Genomic DNA, 24,090 nt, shown 5'->3' on the forward strand with positions numbered 1-24,090 from the left:
ATGATTTAGTACACCATAAAAAAACCTCGCTATGGCGAGGTTTTTTTTGGTTTAAAGTGCAAGGCTATCTAACTGGCAATTCAACATCTTTAAACATAGCTTCAATCTGTTGCGCATCTCTTAGAGCCACAGCCTGCTCAACCACTGTGCGTGTCAAATGTGGGGCGAAATGTTCGATAAAATCGTACATATAAGTACGTAAGAAGTTACCTTTTCTAAAACCAATTTTGGTGGTGCTATGGGCAAATAAGTGACTTGCATCAATTGCGACTAAATCCTTATCCATATGCTCATCAATCGCCATTGAAGCAATAACCCCAACTCCTAAGCCTAATCTCACATAGGTTTTAAGTACATCAGCACTCGTTGCACTAAATACGACTCTTGGTTCTAATCCTGCACGATTAAAGGATTTTTCAATTTCTGATGCGCGGTCAAAACCAAAGACATATGTCACCAATGGGAAACGGGCTAAATCTTCAATGCTAATATTGCTTCTTGCAGCTAACGGATGGTCCCGAGTAACGACTATTGAGCGATTCCAGTGATAACAAGGCAACATGATCAAATCGCTGTAAAGGTGCATAGCTTCAGTAGCAATAGCAAAATCGGCATCACCTCTAGCCGCAAGCTCGCTGATCTGTGATGGCGTACCTTGATGCATATGTAAATTAACTTTAGGGTAGCGATCGATAAAGCCTTGAATGATATGCGGCAACGCATAACGTGCCTGAGTGTCAGTAGTGGCAATATTTAGCTCACCTTGATCAGGCTTGGTGTACTCTTCAGCGACTTTTTTAATACTCTCAACTTTCCCAAGAATATCATTCGCTATGCTAATCACTTGTTGACCCGCTGGGGTCACATGAGTTAAATGCTTACCACTGCGACCAAAAATCTGGATCCCAAGTTCGTCTTCTAGCATACGCACTTGTTTACTTATACCAGGTTGAGATGTATACAGGTTTTCCGCAGTGGCGGAAACATTGAGGTTGTGATTGACGACCTCTGCTATGTATCTAAGTTGCTGCAACTTCATCTTTTATCCTTCCTATGGGCAGGCTTGTTACCTGTCTAATAAATAAGTAATGACGCATTTAAGTATAATTATTGGTTATAGTACATCTCAATATTTATATCAAATGGAATATAGCATAATAGTCATTCTCAACGAAACACTTATCGAGAAAGCATAGTGAAGATTACTACCCTAGAATGTTGATTTATAGTAGCATTAGCCGAATTGTGAAATTATTGGTTCTGCTATGATATTTGCTTCAGTCTTAGTTTTAATCGGCGTGCTCTTACTTCTAGTAATTGGCATTAGCATCATTCAGCAACAAAAAGCCCGTGCTGAAGCTGAAAGGCGGACAGAGCTTGCCCGTCACCGCGCTATTATCGATGAAACTGAAGAAGTGTTATCAAACACAGGACTTATTCCCTGCTCTTCGAATATCATTTTAGTGCTTTACAAGCGAGTAGAAGAAGCTCTTACTGGTGCACTGCCACTTGCAGGTAATCAAAGTAACGACTACCAACGTCGTTTAGGTGATCTTAGCGCCCAAATACAAGCCCTGCAATCAGGTACTAAGTCTGCACCAGCGATTGAGTCATTTCGTTTACCAGATAATGACCGACAAGTGCTAAATCTAGTCAAAACTCTTAAAAAAATGAAAGCCATTCTTCGTGCAGAGCACAATAAAGGCAAAGTAGAGCCCACTATATTTAGTGAAGAAGAGCTGCGTATTGATAGCTTACAGCTACGTATTAACGTCGATTCGATGCTAGCAAGAGGACGAGCAGCCTGTTTTATGAAGCAATACGGGTCTGCAAAGCAGATGGTCACTAAAGCGCTGGCAACCTTACACACGATAAAATCGCAAACACCAAACGACCCTTTCATTACTCGTAAGGTAGATGAAGCGAAAACAATGCTAGAAGAGATCACTGGGGCACAAAAAAATGCCCAGCCTTCCGTTACTAAAACCAAGACGGAAGACGACGATATCGATGTGCTATTTCAGCCTAAGAAGAAGTGGTAGTAAGTTATCAATAGTCTTACTTTGAACTTTTAGTACGTACAGCCATATTGTTTTACTCATTTAAGCTTCTATCGTTTATACCGACCACAAAAAAGCCCCGTTAATACGGGGCTTTTTAATGCGTAATAAAAGCTAATTACTCAGCTTTTTTCGCTTTAGCTTTAGGCTTTGCCTTGGCTTTAGGCTTAGCTTTTGCCTTCGCCTCTGTCACCCATTTACCGTCGATAAACTTAGATGACCAACCAGTAGCTTTACCATCAACATCAGTAGCAACATACTGCTCTTTTGTCTTACGACTAAAACGCACTGACGCCAAGTTACCATCATCATCTGCAACGGGTGCATCTGCTAGGTACTGGTACTTTGGCCATAATTGCTCACGGTACTTAATTAGCTCCTCCACTAACGGACCACGCGTCTCACGTGATTTAGGGAAAGTGCTAGCCGCAAGGAAAATACCTGCAGCGCCATCACGCAATACAAAGTATGCATCAGATTTAGTACACTTAAGTTCAGGAAGATGAATTGGATCTTCTTTTGGTGGCGCAGCTTCACCGCTCTTAAGCAGTTTACGGGTATTCTTACACTCAGAATTAGTACAACCAAAGTACTTACCGAAGCGACCATTTTTAAGTTCCATATCGTTACCACAACGATCGCACTCAATAATTGGGCCTTCGTAGCCTTTGATCTTAAACTGACCCGCTTCGACTTCATAACCATTACAGGTAGGGTTATTACCACAAACATGTAATTTACGCTTTTCGTCGATTAAATAGCTGTCCATCGCGGTACCACAAACCCCACAGCGATGCTTAGCACGTAATGCTTCAGTTTCTGCGTCTTCACCACTTTCACTTATCGCTTCTTCACCTGGCGTTAAGTTTAGTGTGGTTTTACAGCGCTCTTTTGGTGGTAATGCATAGCCTGAACACCCTAAGAATACCCCTGTCGTCCCAGTACGGATCCCCATAGGACGACCACAAGTAGGGCACTTAATGTCATCGGTTATCACCATTTCGTTAGGGCGCATACCGCCTTCTTCTGGCGGTAACTCGGCAACTTCTAACTGCTTAGTGAAGTCTTTATAGAATCCATCGAGGACTTTTTTCCAGTCAAGCTTACCATGAGCAACATCATCTAATGTTTGTTCCATGCTTGCTGTAAAATCGTAGCTCATTAAATCTTCGAAACTACCAACTAAACTATCACTAACAATTTCGCCCATCTTTTCAGCAAAGAAACGACGGTTTTCAACTTTTACATAACCACGGTCTTGAATTGTTGAAATGATCGTTGCGTAAGTCGACGGGCGACCAATGCCACGCTTCTCTAGTTCTTTAACTAAAGAGGCTTCGCTATAACGCGGCGCTGGCTTAGTGAAGTGTTGCTTAGGTAGCAGCTCTTTTAGGGTAACTGAGTCACCTTGCGCTACGTATGGCAGAGTATTATCTTCTTCGTTTTTCTTTTTGATGGCAGTTTGAACGCGAGTCCAACCATCGAAACGAAGAGTACGGCCCGTCGCTTTTAATTCATAATCACCCGCGTTTACAGTCAAACGCGTGGCATCATATTTAGCAGGTGTCATCTGACAAGACACAAACTGGCGCCAAATAAGCTCATACAAGCGCTGAGCGTCGCGCTCCATGTCTGAAAGCGAAGCCGCACTAACTTTTACATTAGAAGGACGAATCGCTTCGTGAGCCTCCTGAGCGCCTTCTTTGCTACCGTAGCGAATTGGCGATTCTGGCAGATATTTATCACCATACTCATTGCCAATCATTTCACGCACGCTATCAAGAGCTTCTTGACTCAAATTAGTCGAGTCAGTACGCATATAGGTAATATGACCCGCTTCGTATAAACGCTGCGCCATCATCATGGTTTTCTTCACACCGAAACCTAAGCGAGTACTTGCCGCTTGTTGCAGTGTTGAAGTGATATAAGGTGCAGATGGCTTACTTGAGGTTGCTCTGTCTTCACGAGCAGCAACAACAAAGCTAGACTGAGAGAGTTGGCTAACCGCAGTTTGCGCTTCAGTTTCGTTTACTGGGCTAAATGCTTTACCTTGAAACTTCACTACCTGCATTTTTAGCAAGTCGTCTGTTAAAGTATTTAGCTCAGCGTGCACGTCCCAAAACTCTTCAGGCACAAACGCTTTAATTTCGCTTTCACGTTCAACAACTAGACGCACAGCAACCGATTGCACACGGCCAGCAGATAACCCACGAGCGACTTTTTTCCACAATAATGGTGATGCCATAAAGCCAACAACGCGGTCGAGAAAACGACGGGCTTGCTGAGCATTAACCATATTGGTATCAAGTACCGAAGGCTGACTAAAGGCATCTTGAATCGCAGTTTTAGTGATCTCGTTAAACACCACGCGCTGATAACGAGATTCATCACCACCAATTACTTGCTGTAAATGCCAAGCAATCGCCTCTCCCTCTCTATCCAAATCGGTTGCGAGATAGATATGGTCAGCATTTGCTGCCAGAGTTTGAAGTTCTTTAACGACTTTTTCTTTGCCCGGTAAAGTTTGATATTTAGCTTTCCAGCCTTTTTCTGGGTCAACCCCCATGCGCGCAACTAATGCTTGCTTCGCTTTTAAGCTCTTATATTCAGCCTTCTCCTCTGGAGACATCTTCTTCACTTCAGCAGCTGTTTTACTGACAACTTTAGCTTCTGAAGTCGACGATGTAGGCAAGTCACGGATGTGACCTACGCTCGACTTAACGATGAAATCTTTGCCTAGATATTTATTAATAGTCTTGGCTTTGGCCGGTGATTCGACGATTACTAGCGATTTACCCATAGATTAATTTGCGCCAACGAGTCTCAAAAATCGGAAATTTGGCTCCATATATAGAGGGTTGTGTACAGAGTTTCAAGCTAATCCCTCTTTTATTTGTACTGGAGTACCAATTTTTAACCGTTTTTTAAATAAATGTGAAAAAAAAATAGTGCGTATTTAAAAACTAATATTTCATTATTAGTCAGCAAGCAAGTAATAGTTGTGCATTTCGATGCAAATTTAGTGTTTTTACCGATTTTAGTTCGCTTGTACAGCACTCACGCTTAAGTATACTGACCACAATAATTACAACTCAGAAAAGATATAACAACCTGAGATACCCTTAAGGATAAAGAAGAATGAAGCATTTTGAAGCGAACTTCGACGGACTCGTTGGGCCAACGCATAATTACGCTGGTTTATCATTTGGTAACGTCGCCTCATTAAATAACGCTGCCGCAACCTCAAGCCCTAAAGATGCTGCGAAACAAGGACTCAAAAAAGCCAAAGCGCTCGCTGATCTTGGTTTAGTGCAAGGTGTACTCGCACCACAAGAACGCCCAGACTTACATTCTCTACGCAGAATCGGTTTTAGTGGCACAGACGCTGAAGTTCTTAATAAAGCCGCCAAAGAAGCACCAGCCCTATTACGCGCCTGCTGCAGTGCGTCAAGTATGTGGACAGCAAACGCCGCAACGGTGTCTCCTAGTGCTGATACCCACGATGGAAAACTACACTTTACCCCAGCAAACCTTGTCGACAAACTACATCGCAGTATTGAACCAATCACAACTAGCAATATACTCCAAGCTACATTTAACGATAGCCGCTATTTCAAACATCACCAACATTTACCTGAACATAGCAGTTTTGGTGACGAAGGGGCAGCAAACCATACTCGTCTTTGCAGTGAATATGGACACGCTGGTGTTGAACTATTCGTTTATGGGCAAGAAGCTACCAATCCAAGTGCACCACGCCCACAGAAATTTCCAGCACGCCAAACATTAGAAGCATCACAAGCAGTTGCTCGCTTGCATCAGCTTGACGATGACGGCACTGTTTATATACAGCAAAACCCCGATGTGATTGATCAAGGCGTTTTTCACAATGACGTGATTGCAGTAGGTAACCAAAACGTACTCTTCTACCACGAGCAAGCATTTTTAAACACCCAAGCAAAACTGACAGAGATCAAACGTAAATTTGGCGAATCAGCACTACATTTTGTTGAAGTCCCAACGTCAAAAGTCGCTATTCAAGATGCAGTTAAGAGTTACCTATTTAATACTCAAGTAGTGACCTTACCTTCTGGCGAAATGGCAATTATTGCGCCAACTAACTGCCAAGAGAATCCAGCCGTTTATGCTTACCTTAACGAGCTAGTCACGTTAGACACACCGATTAAGCAAGTACTTTACTTTGACGTGAAACAAAGCATGCAAAATGGTGGAGGGCCTGCTTGTCTTCGCTTACGTGTGGCAATGAATCAAGATGAAGTTGCAGCAGTAAACCAACACACTTTAATGAATGATGCATTATTTACTCGCTTAAACCTGTGGGTGGACAAGCACTACCGAGATCGTTTATTGGTGGAAGATTTAGCCGACCCTCAGTTAATAATTGAATCGCGTACAGCTCTTGATGAACTGACCCAGATCATGCATTTAGGTAGCGTGTATCAGTTCCAGAGATAACAGATAAAGTATTACAAATAGAGCTGCACTGTTATCCAATATAAAAAAGCCCCGCTATTGCGGGGCTTTTTCTTTTCATTAATTATTTAATGGATATTGGTAAAGAAAGTACCTGAGTTTTTACGCCACTTGGCGTTTCGACCGTAACAAGGAAGGTACCAGAGTTTGGTTCGTCCTCTCCTTTTAACGTTACACTAAACTCACGACCACCATTATAGTTGGTGCTAGGCCATACATATTCTGAACCACTTACTACAGAGCCGGCACTTGCAGTAAAGCTGACCTTTGAACCTGCTGGCATTTGCTGGTTATGAAGATCTGAAATAGTAAAATAGACCGTTCCGGTTGCCTTACCAATTATATCAATACTTTGGTCATACGAGCCATCAGTACCACTATAGCTATCAACTATTAACACACGCGAACGTTCGGTAGCTAAAGCTGTACTGCCTGACATAACGATCACTAAGCTTCCACGAACATATAATGACTTAGAGTCGGTAATGCCGTCAGCACATGCGTCATGAACAGGATCAGAACATAGCACGCCATTATATTTACCATCTTTAAGATCAAATACACCGTTAGAATTAAAATCAACTAATTCCTCTAACTCACCACCTAGTTGACCATTGGCTTGTTGCGGGTTAAAGCGACCATCTTCATTGTAGTCATTAAACACATCGTCTAAGTCAAATGACATACCACTTACATCGGTTTGCGTTTTAAATGCTTCAACTTCGCTCGCATCAAATCGACCATTGCCATTTAAGTCAGGAAATGACTCTTCTCCAATAGCCGTTGCAGTAATCGTTGCTCGTCCACCATACTTTTGACCGTAATGGTTGCCATAGATACTCAATGCAGAGTCAAAAGATAACTCAGCACTAGGATCATCAACCATTAAACCTGCACCATTTATTAATTGATAGCCCTCAGGTCTTGCTTGCTGACTTGTCCAAACGACGCTACACGCACCTTTACTTGTTTGACATGCGTCTTCAATTGCACCACCTTCGGTTGTAAATGATATTGTTGTACCGTCTGGAACAGGGTTGTTAAATGCATCGGCTAAACGCGCCGTAACTGTCACTTCAGTTCCATCCACATCCCAGCCTTCGGCATTTAATACCGTTGCAGACAAGGAAAAACTATCCTGATCTGGAATACCTGTTGATATAACTAACTCACTCGACTGACTTGAGATTACAGGGCTAGAGCCATCAACAGTAGCTGTTACACGCACAGATGTAGCCACCGTACCCGTTCTAACTACTGTTTGAGCAACACCTTGATTGTTTGTTGTTGCGGTAGCAGGATCCAAACTAATTCCGCCTACTTCAGTATTTAAAGCAAAAGATACCGACTGATTGCTTACAGGGTTACTATTTGTGTCTAGAACTTTAAACTGAACCACTGAAGACTCAACACCACCGGTGCCAAGAATACTAATATTTTGAGGTGTAGCAGACAAGAATACGATACTACCAACATCTGCTGGTAATACATTAATTGTTGCTGTTGCAGCTAAGTTCAAACCACCAGCATTAGCTGTAACATTAATTGCATCGTCCCCTTTACAACCTTTAGCTAAATAGGTCGTTGTCGCAACGCCATTAACCGACGGCACCGGAGAACTGATCTCAGCTTCTGGACTTGTCTTAGTCGAGCAAGTTGAAGAAAAATTAACATCTACGGGCTGAGTAAAAGGATTTCCACTATCATCTTGAATTGCAACCGAGATAGTTGCAGTGCCTCCTGCAGTTAACTCATCGACACTGACACTCGCAACGCCCTCTTCAAATGGTGTACCACTTCCCATTAGAACGTTTGTAGCTCCAATCACAACAACGACTTTACCTTCTTCACCACTCGATAAAGATGCCGTCACTTCCCCTGCACCTAAAGAACTACCCGCATAAATATCGACAGTGGCTTTACCATTAGCATCGGTAACCGCCGATTTAATAGGAAGATCTCCTATCGTAGTATCAAATGTCACAATAGAAGGCTTATTAATACCACTAACGGTCGCTGTGACCTTACCTGGTTTAGTTGTTGTAATTGCATCGATGGATTCACCATTAGTGCCTGTTAACGCTACAACAATTGATGCTCCATTACTAACTTCGCCACCATCGCCTTCCATGACAAAAACTAGCGGCTCTACAGTAATATCACTGTACCCAGCAACATCTACGGTAAGAGATCCTGCACCAGGGATATTAGAAGTTGCGAGCAGAACTTTGGCAGTACCATTTCCATCGGTCTTATCAGTACCGATTCCCGGAACAAATGTACCTATAGCGCTATTATCCAGCTTAAAAGTCACAAGTTTTCCAGCTAAAGCACCATGAAGAGAGCTTGTTACCACAGCTGTCACTTCAGCAGGGGCTTCAGCTTTAATAGATTCTGTATTAGAAATAGAAAGAGCAACGGTAACGACTTCTGTCGGCTCTGGTGTACCGCCACCATCAGGATCGGTTGAAATACTCCCCCCACCACCACAACCAATGAGAAAAAACGACCATATAAAAGCAATAAAAATGCTATAAGCTGACTTCATTGTCAGACTCCCTGTTACTGAGTTTATTATTTTTGGCAATTACTTGATTACCTAGGGTATAACATTACACAATTTCAGCATAACCTTTCCACAACAAAAGGCTTTATTTTCCAACAAATCACGGAAACTTTAACTTTTAAAGCATTTCCTCAGTCTGACTTTCTTGCTAGGCTTTAATGCGCAAATTGAAAAGCATAAAAATTATACAGGAAGCACTATGTCTGCTACGAAAACCAAAAAACTCGGCCTCACGAGTAAGATTATAATCGGTATGTTTACCGGTATTATTCTAGGACTACTATTACGCAATCTGTTTCCAGAGAGTGATTTTATTAAAGAGTACATTACCGAAGGCGTACTCAATGTTATTGGCACCATCTTCATCTCCAGCTTAAAAATGCTAGTTGTTCCACTGGTATTTGTATCACTTGTCTGCGGTACCTGTTCGCTAAGCGAGCCTTCTAAAGTTGGTCGTTTAGGCGGTAAAACCATTGCGTTCTATCTATTCACCACGGCTATTGCGCTTTCAATGGCGATTCTTGTCGCGGTTGCGGTTCACCCAGGAAACGCCAGCATGGTGGTCGAAGGCATGCAGTTTGATGCCAAACAAGCACCTAGCCTTTCAGATGTGTTAATCAACTTAGTACCGACTAACCCTCTGCATGCAATGAGTGAAGGTAACATGCTGCAAATCATCATTTTCGCGGTGATTTTTGGTTTTGCTATATCACACATCGGCGAACGTGGTGCACGCGTAGCAGCGCTGTTTAATGACCTAAACGAAGTCATTATGCGTGTTGTAACGCTTATCATGCAGCTTGCACCTTATGGTGTATTTGCCTTGATGGCGAAACTTGCGCTAACTCTGGGCATGGAAACATTTGGTAGCGTGGTTAAGTACTTCTTCGTTGTACTCGGCGTATTACTTATTCATGCTTTTGTTGTTTACCCTACTTTACTTAAACTGTTCTCTGGGCTAAACCCATTCACCTTTATCCGTAAAATCCGCGATGTTCAATTGTTTGCTTTTAGCACTGCTAGTTCGAATGCAACGCTACCAGTAACCATTGAGACAGCTGAACACCGCATGGGCGTAGACAACAAGATTGCCTCATTTACCTTACCGCTTGGCGCCACCATTAACATGGACGGCACCGCGATTATGCAAGGTGTGGCAACGGTGTTTATTGCGCAAGTGTTTGGTATTGAACTAACAATTACTGATTATGCGATGGTGGTTATCACTGCAACTTTAGCGTCAATCGGAACAGCAGGTGTACCAGGCGTTGGTCTTATCATGCTTGCTATGGTACTTAACCAAGTGGGTCTGCCAGTTGAAGGTATCGCGCTGATTATTGGTGTCGATAGACTGCTTGATATGGTCCGAACTGCAGTTAACGTAACCGGTGATACCGTTGCTACTGTTGTGATTGCAAAATCTGAAGGCGAGTTTGATGAAGCTCTCTTCAACGATACTCAAGCAGGTAAAGTCGCTCCAGGCTTTAATGCACAGGTGCATGCTGAAGAGCATAAGTTAAATCGATAAAAACAACGCGATTTAACTAAAAAGGCATCCAAGTGGATGCCTTTTTTATCGCTGATGCTTACAGAAGCTTTTTAATATTGCTGCATAATTTAAGAAACTAATTAATTAGCTGAACTCAGCTGCTTTAATACTCTAGCAGGCACGCCGCCCACCATAGTATCGGGTGCAACATCTTTATTGACTACGGCACCAGCAGCAATAACCGAACGCGCACCAATAGTCACACCTTGATTAATCACCACGTTACCACCAATCCAAACATCATCTTCAATGGTGATCGGTAAGCAAAATGTTTCCCAGCGGCGTCGACTCATATGATCAACGCTGTGAGAGGCGGTATAAAACTGGCAATTAGGACCTATCATCACATGGTTACCAATAGTAATATGGGCACCATCGAGCATCACTGCGCCCATATTGATAAAACTGCCGTTACCAATGGTAATTTGTTTACCAAACTCGCAATTAAATGGCTCACGCACAATCGAACCTTCACCGATATTAAGTAACTGCTTCATCAAGCACTGAGTTTCACTAAAGCCTAAGCTATTATTAATTTGCTTTTGCAATAAATAGGCATTGTCTCGTACAGCTGAAATCTCAGCATCAGCGCCAGCAAACACTTCACCATTGAGCATTTTTTGGTATTCGGTCATCGCTTTATTTTTCTTATATTATTTAGAGTAGATTCAAAAAAGGCATAACTCAGAATGCTAAGTTATGCCTTTCAAAATTATGTCACTGCAAGCCTTCAGCGGCTTCTCAGCTTATCTTTCCCAGTATGACTCTTCCAAGCTATCTTCACGCTCTGGTAAGCCACGTGAAAGTCTTGGGCTATGCTGTGCAAGTACTTCATAAGCAACGCGGTTAGCGTACTTACAAATTTGCGAGAATGATGAATAGCATAAGCCATCGCGCTTATGCTTACTTGAACCCGGCACGTTGGTTTTATGGAAAGTGTTTGAAGCCAAGTCATGTAATAGCGCAGCTAACGCACCGTCACCAGCACCATTAGTATTACGGATGATTTCAGGACCGCCCATATAAGGAGAAATATGCGCGTATACCTTTAGTGGCGACTCACAATCAATCTTTAATTTAGGGCGAGAGAATTCATAACGGTTAAACTCAGGAATAGAACCTGGTAATAGCGTATGGCTAGTTTCACGCTTTTCTGAGTCTTCAGTGTAACCCGCTGTATATAGCCCTAAAGGACCTGCGGTAGTTAGCACCATATCGCACCACTCAAGTGCAGCTTCACTCGCTAGTAAAGGATCGCTAAAACCAGTTAATGCTTCACCTTCATCTTCATTCATCGCAAGAATGGTCACATGTTCTTTAATGAACTCTTGCCACCATTTTGGATCTTCTTCGATTAAAAAACGGGTGCCAAGTGTTAGTACCACTGGCACTTCAGCTTCTTTAGCGTAGTTAATCGCTGTCATTGCCGCATCAGTGATCTGATCGCCACCGCTAGCACGCATCAAGTAAGCTGTTAAAATCAGCGCTGAGCCGCCCTGAACCACGTCTTTGTCAATATAGGTAGGCGTTAGTTGATCCATTGAGCCTTTACTGATCGCAAAAGTACGCTCGCCGCACTCAGAGATCAAGGTAAAGCAACGGCCAATAGGACCCGCTACCGGTTGCAGGTAGTTCAAATCCACTTTAGATGAGGTGTTACATAGATAACGGTAAGCATAGCTACCGACTTCAATATTTTTGCTCATGACGCCAAATAGTACAGAACGGTCATCCGCTAAAATAGAGTAATTGTGTACTGTGTTACCAATTGTGCCACCAGCAAATTCATCGCTGATCAGCTCTTTGGTTTTAAGCTCAGTATAAAGTGCATGGGCCTTGTCATCGTCAATCAAGGTTGAGTTACCTTTTGGTAGCTCATATCGAGTCAATAATTCATCTTCCACTTTCGCTTCAATATCCACTAAAGTCTGGTCAATACCAGAAATATAAGTAGAGATTGGTAAAGGCTGCTGGATCAATTGCGCTAGCAATGGATCGCGATTTTTAACAGGAAAATAATGTTTAGACTTACGCTGACCTGGAAACTTCATATAGAGCTCTCTTTCATTCGGCATCCATGCAAAATATCAATTTAAACGGGTAAGTTATCTCAACCTGTTTATACAAATATGCATAAACAGACACAACACTTCTCAACGGCTGACCATAATAGAAATTCAGACTCCGTCATTTGTTTATCTTTGTCACAAGTTAAACAAAATAGTGAGTTAAAGGACCTAGCTACGCAAAAAGGTGGGGGATTTTACCACACGCCACCTCTTTCGCTAGCTGAAATCACTACAGAAGTCAGAAAAATTAATTCCAACCTTTTGTTTGTTGCTCAACAATTTTAGCCAATAACTCGATATGAGGCTCAGAATCATTTAAACAATCAATAAATTCATAACGCTCACCGCCAGCCGATAAGAAGTCTTCTTTGCCTTCTTGAGAGATTTCCTCGAGTGTTTCTAAACAGTCACAAGAGAACGCTGGGCACATGATATCAACTGACTTAATTCCGTCTTTTGGTAACGACTCAAGCAGTGCATCTGTTGCCGGGCCAATCCACTGCTCTTTCCCAAATTGCGACTGAAAACAGATGCGCCATTGCTGCTGAGTTAAACCAAGCTCGGCAGCTAACAATTCAGCTGTAGCTTGGCACTGGGCTTGGTAAGGATCGCCCTCGGTGATATAACGCAGCGGGACGCCATGAAACGACATTAATAAAACCTCGGCCTGACCTTTGGCTTGCCAATGTTTTTTTACCGACTCGGTTAGCGCCTTAATATAATCCGCATGGTCAAAATATTGCTTATTGAAACGCAGTTCTGGAATATTACGTTCTGCTTTTAAAAGCTCTGCTATTGCGTCATAAACTGGAGCAACAGTAGAGCAAGAATATTGCGCATAAAGCGGCAGTACAAAGATCCTTTCCGCGCCTTGCGCTTTTAAACTATCGAGGCCTGACTGCAATGACGGGTTTCCATAGCTCATACCAAGCTCAACAGGAATACTCTGCCCTAGAGTTTGTTGTAATTGGATTTTAAGCTTATCGCGCTGCTTTTGGCTTATCACCATCAGTGGTGAACCTTCATCCCACCAGATAGACTGATACAGCTTGGCCACTTTTGCTGGACGAGTATTAAGAATGATGCCGTTTAAGATCGGCTTCCAGATCCATGGCGAAAGGTCAACAACACGAGGGTCGCTTAAAAACTGTTTTAGGAATTTTTTTACATCAGGAGCAGTCGGTGAGTCAGGCGTACCTAGGTTAACGAGTAAGACACCGAATGGAGGGACAGATTTGCTCACATGAATTCTCTTTTTAGCAAGATATTCAGCTCAGGCTATCACCGCAAAACGCATAAAAAAAGCCCATTTGCATGGGCTTTTTAAAATATGAGAACTAGCTCATAAACACATATTCACTCGGGTATTTTTTATACTCGGTGACTATGAAATTAGTTATGCATATTAGCTAAGAACAGTCACGATTTCTTCGCTAACAGTTGCAACTGATTTAGTGCCGTCAAACTTGTTGTAAGTTACGTCACCTTTAGCTGCAACTGCGCCGTAGTATTCTACTAGTGGCTTAGTTTGCTCATGGTAAATATCAAGACGCTTGCGTACAGTTGACTCTTCGTCATCTGGACGGATTGCTAGGTCTTCACCAGTTACGTCATCTTTACCTTCAACCTTTGGTTGGTTGAATACGATGTGGTAAACACGGCCAGAACCTGGGTGAACACGACGACCGCTCATACGCTTTACGATTTCTTCGTCTGGCACGTCGATTTCAATCACGTGATCAAGAGCAATACCACTTGAAGCCATAGCGTCTGCTTGTGGAATAGTGCGTGGGAAACCATCTAATAGGAAACCTGCAGCGCAATCATCTTGAGCAACACGCTCTTTAACTAGACCGATGATTAGCTCATCAGATACCAATTGACCAGCATCCATCACTTTCTTAGCTTCTAAGCCAAGTGGTGTACCCGCTTTAACGGCTGCACGTAACATGTCGCCTGTTGAAATTTGAGGAATACCGTACTTTTCCATGATGAATTGGGCTTGAGTACCTTTACCGGCACCTGGGGCACCTAATAGCATAATGCGCATCTGAATCTTCCTCTTAATTTCGCACTGTGATACCCACATCGTCTATAAACGAGCAAAAAGCCGTCAGCGTGATGGGTATTGTATGTTTAGGGCGGCGATCTTCGCATAAATGGCCGCCATTTTGAAGCAATTTGTCGTTCGACTTTAGCATCACAACTAACAAATATCCTTGATGCGAATCAGTAAAGTAAAGTGTAAAGCTTACGTCGGTATTGATTAGCCAAAGCGTTGCCTTGGCCGAGCGCCGTTAAGATCTCTAAGAATGACTGTTTCACTTTGCCATCTTGTGCCGAAATATCTTTTTGCAGCGGTGCAAAAAGCAATTCTAGTGCTTCATCATTGCGCCCTGCTTGATGCAATGCTTTGGCAAGCTCAATCACTAACTCTAAGTTAGATGGATCATTTTCAACATCTTGCTGTAGCTTTCTAATTTCTGGCGTGTCTGCTGCATCAAGCGCTAACGCAAGCTTGGCTTTTAAACTTTGGTAATAACTATCTTGATCGGCAAGACCAACTGAATCTAACAAGGTCTGAGCATCTTCCAGCACATTTAGCGATAAATACACATCGGCTAAGGCTAAAGCGATTTCAGCAAGCTGTTTTTCGTTGTAAGCATCTTTTAGCAGTGGCAATGCGGCAATAGCATTGTTTTCAGCTAAAAACACTCGTGCTTGATTAAGCTTTAACTGCCACTGGGCTGGTAAATGCTTATCAAGCATCTCAGTAATTTGCGGAGCCTCTTGCACACCTGCAAAACCGTCTACCGGTTTACCTTCGTGTAAAACCAAGGTTGTAGGCAAACTCTGGATCTGGAAGTAATTGGCAATTTCCATTTCCGTTTCACAATTAACCTTAGCTAATACAAAGCGGCCATTTTGCTGCTGGGCGATACTTTCAAGGGTTTGCATTAAGCTTAAGCTTTCAGGGCTTTGACTTGCCCAAAACGCCATCACTACGACCTTCTCCATCGAAGCGTCGACCACTTGCTGTATATTTTCTTTTGTCAGCTCTAGAATCGATTGCATAACATTTCCTTCGCTTTTAGCGAGTGACCATAAAAAAGAGGCAGTATAACTGCCTCTTTAATCATAGCTGTTGTTTACTTAACGCTAGCTAGTAGCATTTGGTTCATTAGCTTAATGAAGGCAGATGGATCAGCAAGGCTACCTTTTTCAGACAACAATGCTTGTTGCAGTAAAAGCTCTGACCACTGCGCAAATTGCTGTTCATCTTGCTCGTCATTTAAACGGGCAACTAACGGATGCTCTGGGTTTAGCTCAAATGTCGGCTTAGACTCAGGTACGTCTTGTCCAGCAGCTTGCATCAACTTGATCATCTGCGTTGACATTTCGCCTTCACCGGCAACCACACATGCAGGCGTATCAGTTAGACGCGTTGTCACCTTAACCTCAGAAACCTTATCACCTAAGCTGTCTTTAACACGCTTAACTAGGCCTTCTGATTCAGTTTGCAGTTTCTCTTGTGCTTCTTTTTCGCCAGCATCTTCAAGCTCACCTAGCTCAAGATCGCCACGGGTAACAGAGTGCAGTTTCTTGCCATCAAACTCAGTTAAGTGGTTAATTAGCCACTCATCGATACGCTCAGACATTAATAACACTTCAATGCCTTTCTTACGTAACACTTCAAGATGTGGGCTGTTAGCTGCCGCTTCATGGCTATCGGCAACAATGTAGTAGATCTTAGACTGACCTTCTTTCATGCGCTCAATGTAATCTGCTAGTGATACGTTAGCCGTAGCTTCACCTGTGTGAGTCGATGCGAAACGCAGTAGACCAGCTACACGCTCTTTGTTAGCAAAATCTTCAGCAGGGCCTTCTTTTAGCACTTGGCCAAATTCTGTCCAGAAAGACTGGTACTTTTCAGCATCATTCTTAGCAAGCTTTTCAAGCATGCCTAATACACGCTTAGTCACAGCAGTGCGCAGCGCCGTGGTAACCTTGTTATCTTGCAAGATTTCACGCGATACGTTTAGTGGTAAGTCATTTGAGTCAATCAAACCTTGCACAAAACGCAGGTAGCTAGGCATAAACTGCTCTGCGTCATCCATTACGAATACGCGTTGTACAAATAGTTTTAGGCCATGCTTGCGGTCACGGTTCCACATATCCCAAGGCGCTTTAGCCGGGATATACAAAAGGCTTGTGTACTCCTGCTTACCTTCAACACGGTTGTGGCTCCACAAAAGTGGGTCTGCGAAGTCATGGGAAATATGCTTATAAAATTCTTGGTACTCTTCATCCGACACATCACTCTTGTTACGTGTCCAAAGTGCTGTAGCCTTATTCATTGGCTTCCAGCTACCTTCTGTAGCAGCTACAGCTTCTGTATCGTCGGTCGCTTCAACCGCTGGCGTGCCTGCTTCAAACATCTCTACAGGAACTGAGATATGGTCAGAGTATTTAGTAATAATTGAGCGCAGACGATAGTCATCAGCAAACTCTTTCTCGTCATCACGTAAGTGAAGCGTAATTTCAGTACCACGAGTTTGCTTAGAGATTGTCTCAACTGTAAAGTCACCTTCACCAGCTGACTCCCACAGCACAGCTTCATCAGCGCTATGGCCAGCAGCGCGAGTGCGCACAGTTACACGGTCTGCCACAATAAAGGCTGAGTAAAAACCAACACCGAACTGACCAATTAGCTGTGAATCTTTTGACTCATCGCCTGATAGGTTTTTAAAGAAGTCAGCCGTACCTGATTTAGCAATCGTACCTAGGTGCTCAATTACACCGTCACGAGTCATACCGATACCGTTATCTTCAATAGTAACAGTACCCTTCTCTTTATCCGCGCTAATGCGAACACGCAGTTCACCATCGCCTTCATAAAGATCGTTATTAGTTAGGGCTTCATAGCGTAACTTATCTGCAGCATCGGCAGCGTTAGATACCAATTCACGTAAAAAGATCTCTTTGTTTGAGTACAAAGAATGGATCATCAAATGTAATAGTTGTTTGACTTCAGTTTGAAAGCCATGCGTCTCTTGTTGTGACATGAAATGTTCCCTTTAAAAATCAGTTTAAATAAAGCTTACAAATAAGATGGGGCTATAAAATCGCTTTTCAAGGGAAAGAGTGCGCATTGATTTCAATTGCACAAAAAAAATCCAGTTTGTGATAATCACAAACTGGATTTGGATAGCATTTAACTTGTAAACAGCTATTTATAGTCGCTTAAAGTAAATTACTACTGAGATTAAATCGGTAAACGACCATTAAAAGACAGGGCCAGTGTGGTGCTATCAACATATTCAAGCTCACCACCAACCGGCACGCCATGAGCGATGCGGCTAACTGTCAATTGATGGCGCTTTGCCATATCGGCAATATAGTGCGCAGTGGCATCACCTTCAACGGTTGGATTGGTCGCTAAAATAAGCTCACTGACATCGCCCGACGCTAAATGCTGCTCAAGTAAATCAAGCCCCAGTTCATCAGGACCAACACCATCAAGCGGTGACAAATGTCCAAGTAAGACAAAATAGCGACCAGTAAAATGCCCACCCGCTTCAATCGCAAGCACGTCCGCAGGAGTTTCTACTACACAAATTACTTCAGAGTGACCACGCTTAGTGCTGACACAAATCGGACAATAAGTTTCTTCAGTAAAAGTACGACATGACTGACAATGACCCACATCAGACATAGCTTTGCCTAGCGACTCTGCCAATTTAGCGCCCGCTTTACGGTCACGCTCTAATAGCTGAAATGCCATTCTTTGAGCCGATTTAGGGCCAACGCCCGGTAAACAACGAAGTGACTGGATGAGCTCATCAACGAGTGGACTAAATTTCATTTAAGGTTCCGCTTAGAAAGGCCTAGATATGCCTTATAAAATATAACGATAGCTTGTACAACACCCGAGGAAATACCCAGTGGATACAAGTCATCATAAAATTAGCGCCAAATACTAGCATAGAATAAGGAAGTTTTATCCCTATCTTGTCACCCATAAAACATAACATTAGCCAAATGCGATTAATAAAGCTCGATAGCTTTCACATCAAAAGCGATTGCAGATGAGTCACCTTGTACGGTGGCGTGCATTCCAGGGCTGATAACCTGCCAATAGGCTTTATCCTCTAAGCAAACGGCGCCAAAGAAGTGCTCAAAGTTAACGCCGCCCTTGCAGTTTTTACCCCAATAATCTCGATGTTTATCGCTAAAAGTAACATCCATTTCTACCGACTTTGCAGTAACCTTGTGTAGTAAATGACAACCACCTAAAATGACCGCACAACTCAAAATAACGTTACCAACCAGTATCGCTATGATTTGTCTACTCGTGCTTTGCCCCACCAGCGCAGCCCGCTCTTTTCCTTCTTGAGACAAAGCCTTAAATAACAATACCGGTAAAGTCATGATGTAAGTAACGCCTGCAGCGATAAATGCGCTTTGAAAAAAATCATCGCGCCAAATCAAATCAGCAAAAAATACTAATGAAAGAAGCCCAAAACAAGCTGCACAAATATAAGCAATGCCAGCATATTTAAGCGCTTGGCTAACTCGAGTTTGCTTAGGAAAATAGTATTCAACAAACTTACTCTCACTCTCTCTCAAGAGTCTCTGCAAATGTTGTTCTAGTTCGGCAAAACTCACAAAGCCAAATTCCTTTTGCCGCTGTTTGCCTTTTTTAGCATTGGTGTAATACAACGCCAATAAACCTTCCTCTTTACTGAGCAAGTCGTAAGTAAAGGTTATTTCAACCTGTTTAATCTTTGCCTGCACAATCAGCATAGGCATAGTAAGCGCATCACCACTGGCATCAACTGCAAGCTCTTCAAAGACCACACTATCAAGGATCTCTTTAAGTCGAACCTTTAGCCCGGTCAGGCTAGTTACTCCACCAAACTGCTGAGTTTCGCCTGATACTAACTCCAATGAAAGCGTGCTTATCTTCATAATTAAAATACCTGATCTAACAATGAGCTGATCTGTTCATCATCCCAGCGATGTTTGGCTTTAGTGTTTCTGTAAGTTTGGTCAGCATTGGCTTTTTCAGCTAGCGATAAGTGTTCGCCAGCTTGTTTCACTAGACTTCGTGACTGTGAGAAATCATTCCCTCTCGCATACATAGCCCAAAGATAGGCCTCTCGATAATCGCTTAGGTTAAAATAGTAAACAGCCAAATTATGCTGAGCGGCAGGGAAAGACTGCGCTGCTGATTTTTCAAGCCAAAATAGCGACTTTAATGGGTTTTGTGGGACGTAATGACCAAAGTGATATAACAGACTTAAATAGTATTGCGCAAAAGCATTATCGCTATTTTTGCTAAACCAACGATACGCTTGCTGATAATTGTCTTGAGTCGTCAAATCATAGAAATAGAGTGTAGCCAGTGCTAGTTGACTTCCCACATCACCTTGCTGAGCTGAAGGTTCAAAAAATACTCTTGCTTGGGGATACTGTTTATTATTAAAAAGGATATAGCCTAACTCTCTAGCCTCTTTAATTGATACTTTATTACTGTATTTTTCAATGCCACTAAGTGCGATAGGCGGGGTACCAAACAGAGAGTCAAAAAGAACAATGCCGATGAATATAGCGATGGATAATCCTAACCCTTTAAGCTTTTGCTTCACACTTTCAATCCATTTAGGTTAATACTGATTAAGGTCGACTAAAACTACACAGCCAAGTAGGCGTAGCAAAGGTGAGTCATAAAACGGTTGCAGTCTGACACAAGGCTATTAAGCTCGCAAGGCTTTGAATATAATCATATAAGAGCTTGATATTTATATTTGTAGCGCTTTTACCAAAATGAATAGAAATCAGAAACAGAAAAGCCCAAGATAAACTTGGGCTTTATTACTTTCCACCAGCTATATCAGCTAACTAAGACTGAAATAGACCGTTGGACAGTCCTTAGAACGGCATCTTCATGCCTGGTGGTAGTTGCATACCGCCAGTCACTTCAGCCATTTTCTCTTTTTGATTCTCTTCCACGCGACGTGCAGCATCATTACAAGCTGCAGCGATAAGATCTTCTAGCATCTCTTTGTCGTCTTCTAGTAGGCTTGAGTCGATATCAACTTTACGTACACTGTGAGAACCCGTCATAGTGACTTTAACTAGACCAGCACCAGCTTCGCCGGTAACTTCCATGCGTGCGATTTCTTCTTGCACTTTGGCCATTTTGTCTTGCATCATCTGGGCTTGCTTCATCAAGTTGCCCATACCGCCTTTTCCAAACATACTCTAATTCTCTTCTATTATGTATTACAACAAATAAAGTCGGCTAATCTTACTAAAAAATGAATGATTAGCAATGAAAGCTGAAATTCAATTATAAAATTATGACTCAGTTAACCGCTTAAAGTTCGCAATATCGATTAACTCAATCAATTTTCCTTTCTGTGCCAACAACTCAGGCGCATAAGTTAACGAATCATCAGTCATCTGTGCCCCCATGTTTTGACTTAACCAGCGCACATTGTCATCTGTCATTAAATCGTGATGTGCCTGAACTAAAATCTCTTTATTAAAGCGTCGCCTTACTTCTAGTGGCGTTTCACGGTCATTATCAGCACCGACTGTCACGCTTACCGTACAATGCTCACCTAAAGCACCACTCATAGCCTCTTCTAACTGTTTAATAGCAACGTCTGCAGCTAAATGCTTTTGATCTGGTTTAAGCAATAATGATAATGGCTGCTCAAACCGATGACAGACAGAGTTAACAGCTAACTGGCGAACTCGACCACCGACCTCAAGCTCAGACATAAAGCGATACCACTTTAAATCCACGTCGTTACCGGTTAACTCACCGCTTGGTAATGCAGGTAAGTTTAGCTCAATATCCTGAACAGGAGATGAACCGCTAACGCTTTGTGGCTGTTCGCTATCGATATCAGCTTGCTCGGCGGATACATTAGCTTCAGTCGCTTTACTGTCAACGAATGTTTCACTATCTGATTCACTATCAAAACGTGCGCAGGGATCTTGTTCATGAGGATCTTCCCATGGCGGTCTATCAATGATCTCTTGCTCCGTCTCACCATTATCAATCTGTGTAGGAGTTGTAGCAGACGCCTCTGACTTATTCGAAAACGGTTCACTGCTTTCAATCTTGTCACCTGTATTAACAGGCTCTTTTCTCACTGGCGGCGTAAAAGGCTTACGAACCTCTAATGACTTTTTTGATGCCCCTTCCTTAGGCTCATCCTCTCCTAGCCCTTCAAGTAAAGTCGCTCTCGCAGCTAAAACTGCGTCGAGAAGATCATCTCCCGCATCGATAGTTGAACTTTGTGAAGTATTGCTTAGCGCTTCAGCTTGCTCTGGTGCACTTACCTGCTGATGAGCTGGAGTTTGATTGGACTGATAGCTTGCCTCTTGACCAAAGCCATAATCATCTTGGTCGGCAGCAGCGAAAGCATCACCATAAGCACCAGCGTAATCAGCATAAGAAGCCAACTCATTATCGGCATCATTAACATACGAATGTTGCTGGTAATCGCCGCTATTGCTGACGTCATCACTAATAGTGCCGCTATGAGTTCCACTGCGGTCATTAAAGTTATCGTCAGTATAATTGGAAGCAACAGGCTGCTGTTTAATGCTGGCTTCAAGCTCTGGGCTAAATTCAGCCTCAGTGCCCTCGACGGTATTAGCTTCTAACGCTAATTTTTCGCTTGCGACGACAACTTGATTCGATGCTGACGCCACCGAGTCTGTTTGACTAATATCCAACTCAGAGGTGGAGCTCTCACTAGATTCTTGCTCTAGTTTCTGATTTAGCGCTGTTTGTGATTCTGAACTTAATTCGCTGATGAGTTCTGGCTGGACTTGCTCAAAGCCTTGGCTCTCAGCTTGACTCATTATCACAGCCATTTCGCTATTTAAGCTATCTAATGGCTCATCTGCAGCTTGTTCTTTCTCATCCTGTAACGGTTCAGTTTGCACTGAAGCAGCTTTTGTTTCATCAGTGTTGACGTTTACAGATGCAGTAACCGGCTCAGCTTGTTGCTGATTTGTCTCTGCAGCGTTAGCTTGAGAACTTAACCCCGTTAAGGCAGGTTTCGAGCTAGGTGCTACAGATTCAAGCGTTTTTTTTTGAGTCGAAGTCGCTGCGTTCGCCACACTATTGACTTCGGGATTGACATCAGGGATCTGAATCGCTGCTTGGCTATCAACAGCCCAACGAGTCACTGGCTTTTCAGGAACAAAAGTCACCGCTCTTAGCAATGCCATTTCAAGACCCGATTTAGGATCCGGTGCATGGGGCAAGTCTTTACGGCCCGTTAATAATAACTGGTAATAAAGTTGAACTTGTTCTGCGGAAAGTTGTTGGGCAAAAGCCGTTATTTGCTCACTATAAAGTGACATCTGTGCAGCTGCAGGTGCGAACTGAGTTAAAGTCACTTGATGCAACAATTCAAGTAAGCTGCGCAGCACTTCTTCTGGCTCCGCGCCAAATGACAAGACTTTAGCGGTTACCTGCATCAAGTTCATAATGTCAGCTTTGGTGAGTGCTTCAAGTAGTGCTATTACATGCTTTTCGTCAATACTACCAAGCATGGTTTGTACTTGCCCAAGATTAACTTGGCCAGCACCAAAGGCTATCGCTTGATCGGTTAGACTCAATGCATCACGCATACTACCGTTGGCCGCTTTAGCTAATAGTGTCAGTGCTGTGACTTCAAAGCTTAACTGTTCTTGAGTCAAAATATGCTCAAGCTGAATGGCAATTTCGTCTTGGGTTAAACTCTTTAAGTTAAACTGCAAACAACGTGATAAAACCGTAACAGGCAAGCGTTGCGGATCCGTCGTCGCGAGTAAAAACTTTACATGTTCTGGCGGCTCTTCAAGGGTCTTAAGCAACGCATTAAAACTGCTGCGCGATAACATATGCACTTCATCAATAAGGTACACTTTGTATCGGCCACGACTTGGACGATATTGCACGTTATCAAGTAATTCACGCGTGTCGTCAACTTTGGTTCTTGAGGCGGCATCGACCTCGATAAGATCAACAAAACGACCTTCGGCAATTTCAACACAGGCAGAACATTGCCCACATGGCGTAGCTGTGACACCTTGTTCGCAATTTAAGCCTTTAGCAAAAAGACGGGCAAGACTGGTCTTACCGACACCGCGAGTACCGGAGAACAAATAGGCATGATGTAATCTTTGCTGAGTGAGCGCATTGGTTAAGGCATGTAAAACATGCGACTGGCCAACCATTTGCTCAAATGTGGCAGGGCGCCATTTTCTGGCCAACACCTGATATGACATGGAACTCCCCAACGTGTCATTAATACGGTTTCGGGAGCACGCTCCTCG

Annotated in this window: 17 protein-coding genes; 3 read left to right on the top strand and 14 right to left on the bottom strand. The window is 43.0% G+C overall.

From position 1 onward, the window contains the following. Positions 1-64 precede the first annotated feature (64 nt). Positions 65-1,039, bottom strand: a complete 975-nt coding sequence (gene cysB / locus L2747_RS11865) for an HTH-type transcriptional regulator CysB (protein WP_248999241.1) — start codon at positions 1,037-1,039, stop codon at positions 65-67. 226 nt (positions 1,040-1,265) lie between these two features. On the opposite strand from cysB, the gene L2747_RS11870 reads away from it, so the two are divergent. After that, on the top strand, positions 1,266-2,042 hold the full coding sequence (locus L2747_RS11870) for a hypothetical protein (protein WP_248999242.1): 777 nt from the start codon (positions 1,266-1,268) through the stop codon (positions 2,040-2,042). 136 nt (positions 2,043-2,178) lie between these two features. On the opposite strand, the gene topA is transcribed toward L2747_RS11870, so the two are convergent. Further along, positions 2,179-4,860, bottom strand: a complete 2,682-nt coding sequence (gene topA, locus L2747_RS11875) for a type I DNA topoisomerase (RefSeq protein ID WP_248999243.1) — start codon at positions 4,858-4,860, stop codon at positions 2,179-2,181. Positions 4,861-5,198: 338 nt separating this feature from the next. Here topA and astB point away from each other — a divergent pair, with 338 nt between their 5' ends. Then, on the top strand, positions 5,199-6,536 hold the full coding sequence (gene astB, locus L2747_RS11880) for an N-succinylarginine dihydrolase (RefSeq protein ID WP_248999244.1): 1,338 nt from the start codon (positions 5,199-5,201) through the stop codon (positions 6,534-6,536). Positions 6,537-6,618: 82 nt separating this feature from the next. Here the strand turns inward: astB and L2747_RS11885 are convergent, their stop codons facing one another. After that, on the bottom strand, positions 6,619-9,102 hold the full coding sequence (locus L2747_RS11885; protein WP_248999245.1) for an Ig-like domain-containing protein: 2,484 nt from the start codon (positions 9,100-9,102) through the stop codon (positions 6,619-6,621). Positions 9,103-9,319: 217 nt separating this feature from the next. On the opposite strand from L2747_RS11885, the gene L2747_RS11890 reads away from it, so the two are divergent. Beyond that, positions 9,320-10,648, top strand: a complete 1,329-nt coding sequence (locus L2747_RS11890) for a dicarboxylate/amino acid:cation symporter (protein WP_248999246.1) — start codon at positions 9,320-9,322, stop codon at positions 10,646-10,648. 101 nt (positions 10,649-10,749) lie between these two features. Here L2747_RS11890 and L2747_RS11895 read toward each other — a convergent pair whose 3' ends face one another. The 11 genes from L2747_RS11895 to dnaX all read right to left on the bottom strand — a co-directional run bounded on the left by L2747_RS11895 (position 10,750) and on the right by dnaX (position 24,042). Continuing rightward, complete coding sequence (locus L2747_RS11895) at positions 10,750-11,304, bottom strand: sugar O-acetyltransferase (protein WP_248999247.1); 555 nt, start codon at positions 11,302-11,304, stop codon at positions 10,750-10,752. 111 nt (positions 11,305-11,415) lie between these two features. Continuing rightward, the gene (locus L2747_RS11900; RefSeq protein ID WP_248999248.1) at positions 11,416-12,720 is read right to left on the bottom strand and encodes an inosine/guanosine kinase; all 1,305 of its coding nucleotides are present in this window, start codon (positions 12,718-12,720) and stop codon (positions 11,416-11,418) included. 265 nt (positions 12,721-12,985) lie between these two features. Further along, positions 12,986-13,981: a ferrochelatase gene (gene hemH, locus L2747_RS11905; RefSeq protein ID WP_248999249.1), complete on the bottom strand. Its 996-nt coding sequence runs from the start codon at positions 13,979-13,981 to the stop codon at positions 12,986-12,988. Between the two features lie 162 nt (positions 13,982-14,143). After that, entirely contained in the window at positions 14,144-14,788 is a 645-nt protein-coding gene (gene adk, locus L2747_RS11910) for an adenylate kinase (RefSeq protein WP_248999250.1), read from the bottom strand. Positions 14,789-14,967: 179 nt separating this feature from the next. After that, positions 14,968-15,813, bottom strand: a complete 846-nt coding sequence (locus L2747_RS11915) for a tetratricopeptide repeat protein (RefSeq protein ID WP_248999251.1) — start codon at positions 15,811-15,813, stop codon at positions 14,968-14,970. A 74-nt stretch (positions 15,814-15,887) separates the two neighbouring features. Continuing rightward, positions 15,888-17,804 (bottom strand): molecular chaperone HtpG, encoded by a 1,917-nt coding sequence (htpG, locus tag L2747_RS11920; protein WP_248999252.1) that lies wholly within the window; start codon positions 17,802-17,804, stop codon positions 15,888-15,890. A gap of 200 nt (positions 17,805-18,004) precedes the next feature. After that, a complete protein-coding gene (gene recR, locus L2747_RS11925) occupies positions 18,005-18,604 on the bottom strand; it encodes a recombination mediator RecR (RefSeq protein ID WP_248999253.1) in 600 nt (199 codons plus the stop codon). A gap of 182 nt (positions 18,605-18,786) precedes the next feature. Next, positions 18,787-19,710, bottom strand: coding sequence for a hypothetical protein (locus L2747_RS11930; protein WP_248999254.1), 924 nt, complete (start codon positions 19,708-19,710; stop codon positions 18,787-18,789). A 2-nt stretch (positions 19,711-19,712) separates the two neighbouring features. Next, positions 19,713-20,390, bottom strand: a complete 678-nt coding sequence (locus L2747_RS21500) for a tetratricopeptide repeat protein (protein WP_248999255.1) — start codon at positions 20,388-20,390, stop codon at positions 19,713-19,715. Positions 20,391-20,673: 283 nt separating this feature from the next. After that, entirely contained in the window at positions 20,674-21,003 is a 330-nt protein-coding gene (locus L2747_RS11940; protein WP_202719971.1) for a YbaB/EbfC family nucleoid-associated protein, read from the bottom strand. Positions 21,004-21,102: 99 nt separating this feature from the next. Further along, complete coding sequence (gene dnaX / locus L2747_RS11945; RefSeq protein WP_248999256.1) at positions 21,103-24,042, bottom strand: DNA polymerase III subunit gamma/tau; 2,940 nt, start codon at positions 24,040-24,042, stop codon at positions 21,103-21,105. Between the last annotated feature and the right edge of the window lie 48 nt (positions 24,043-24,090).

Origin of the sequence: Shewanella marinintestina (genome assembly GCF_023283845.1) — a bacterium.
Lineage (GTDB): Bacteria > Pseudomonadota > Gammaproteobacteria > Enterobacterales > Shewanellaceae > Shewanella > Shewanella marinintestina.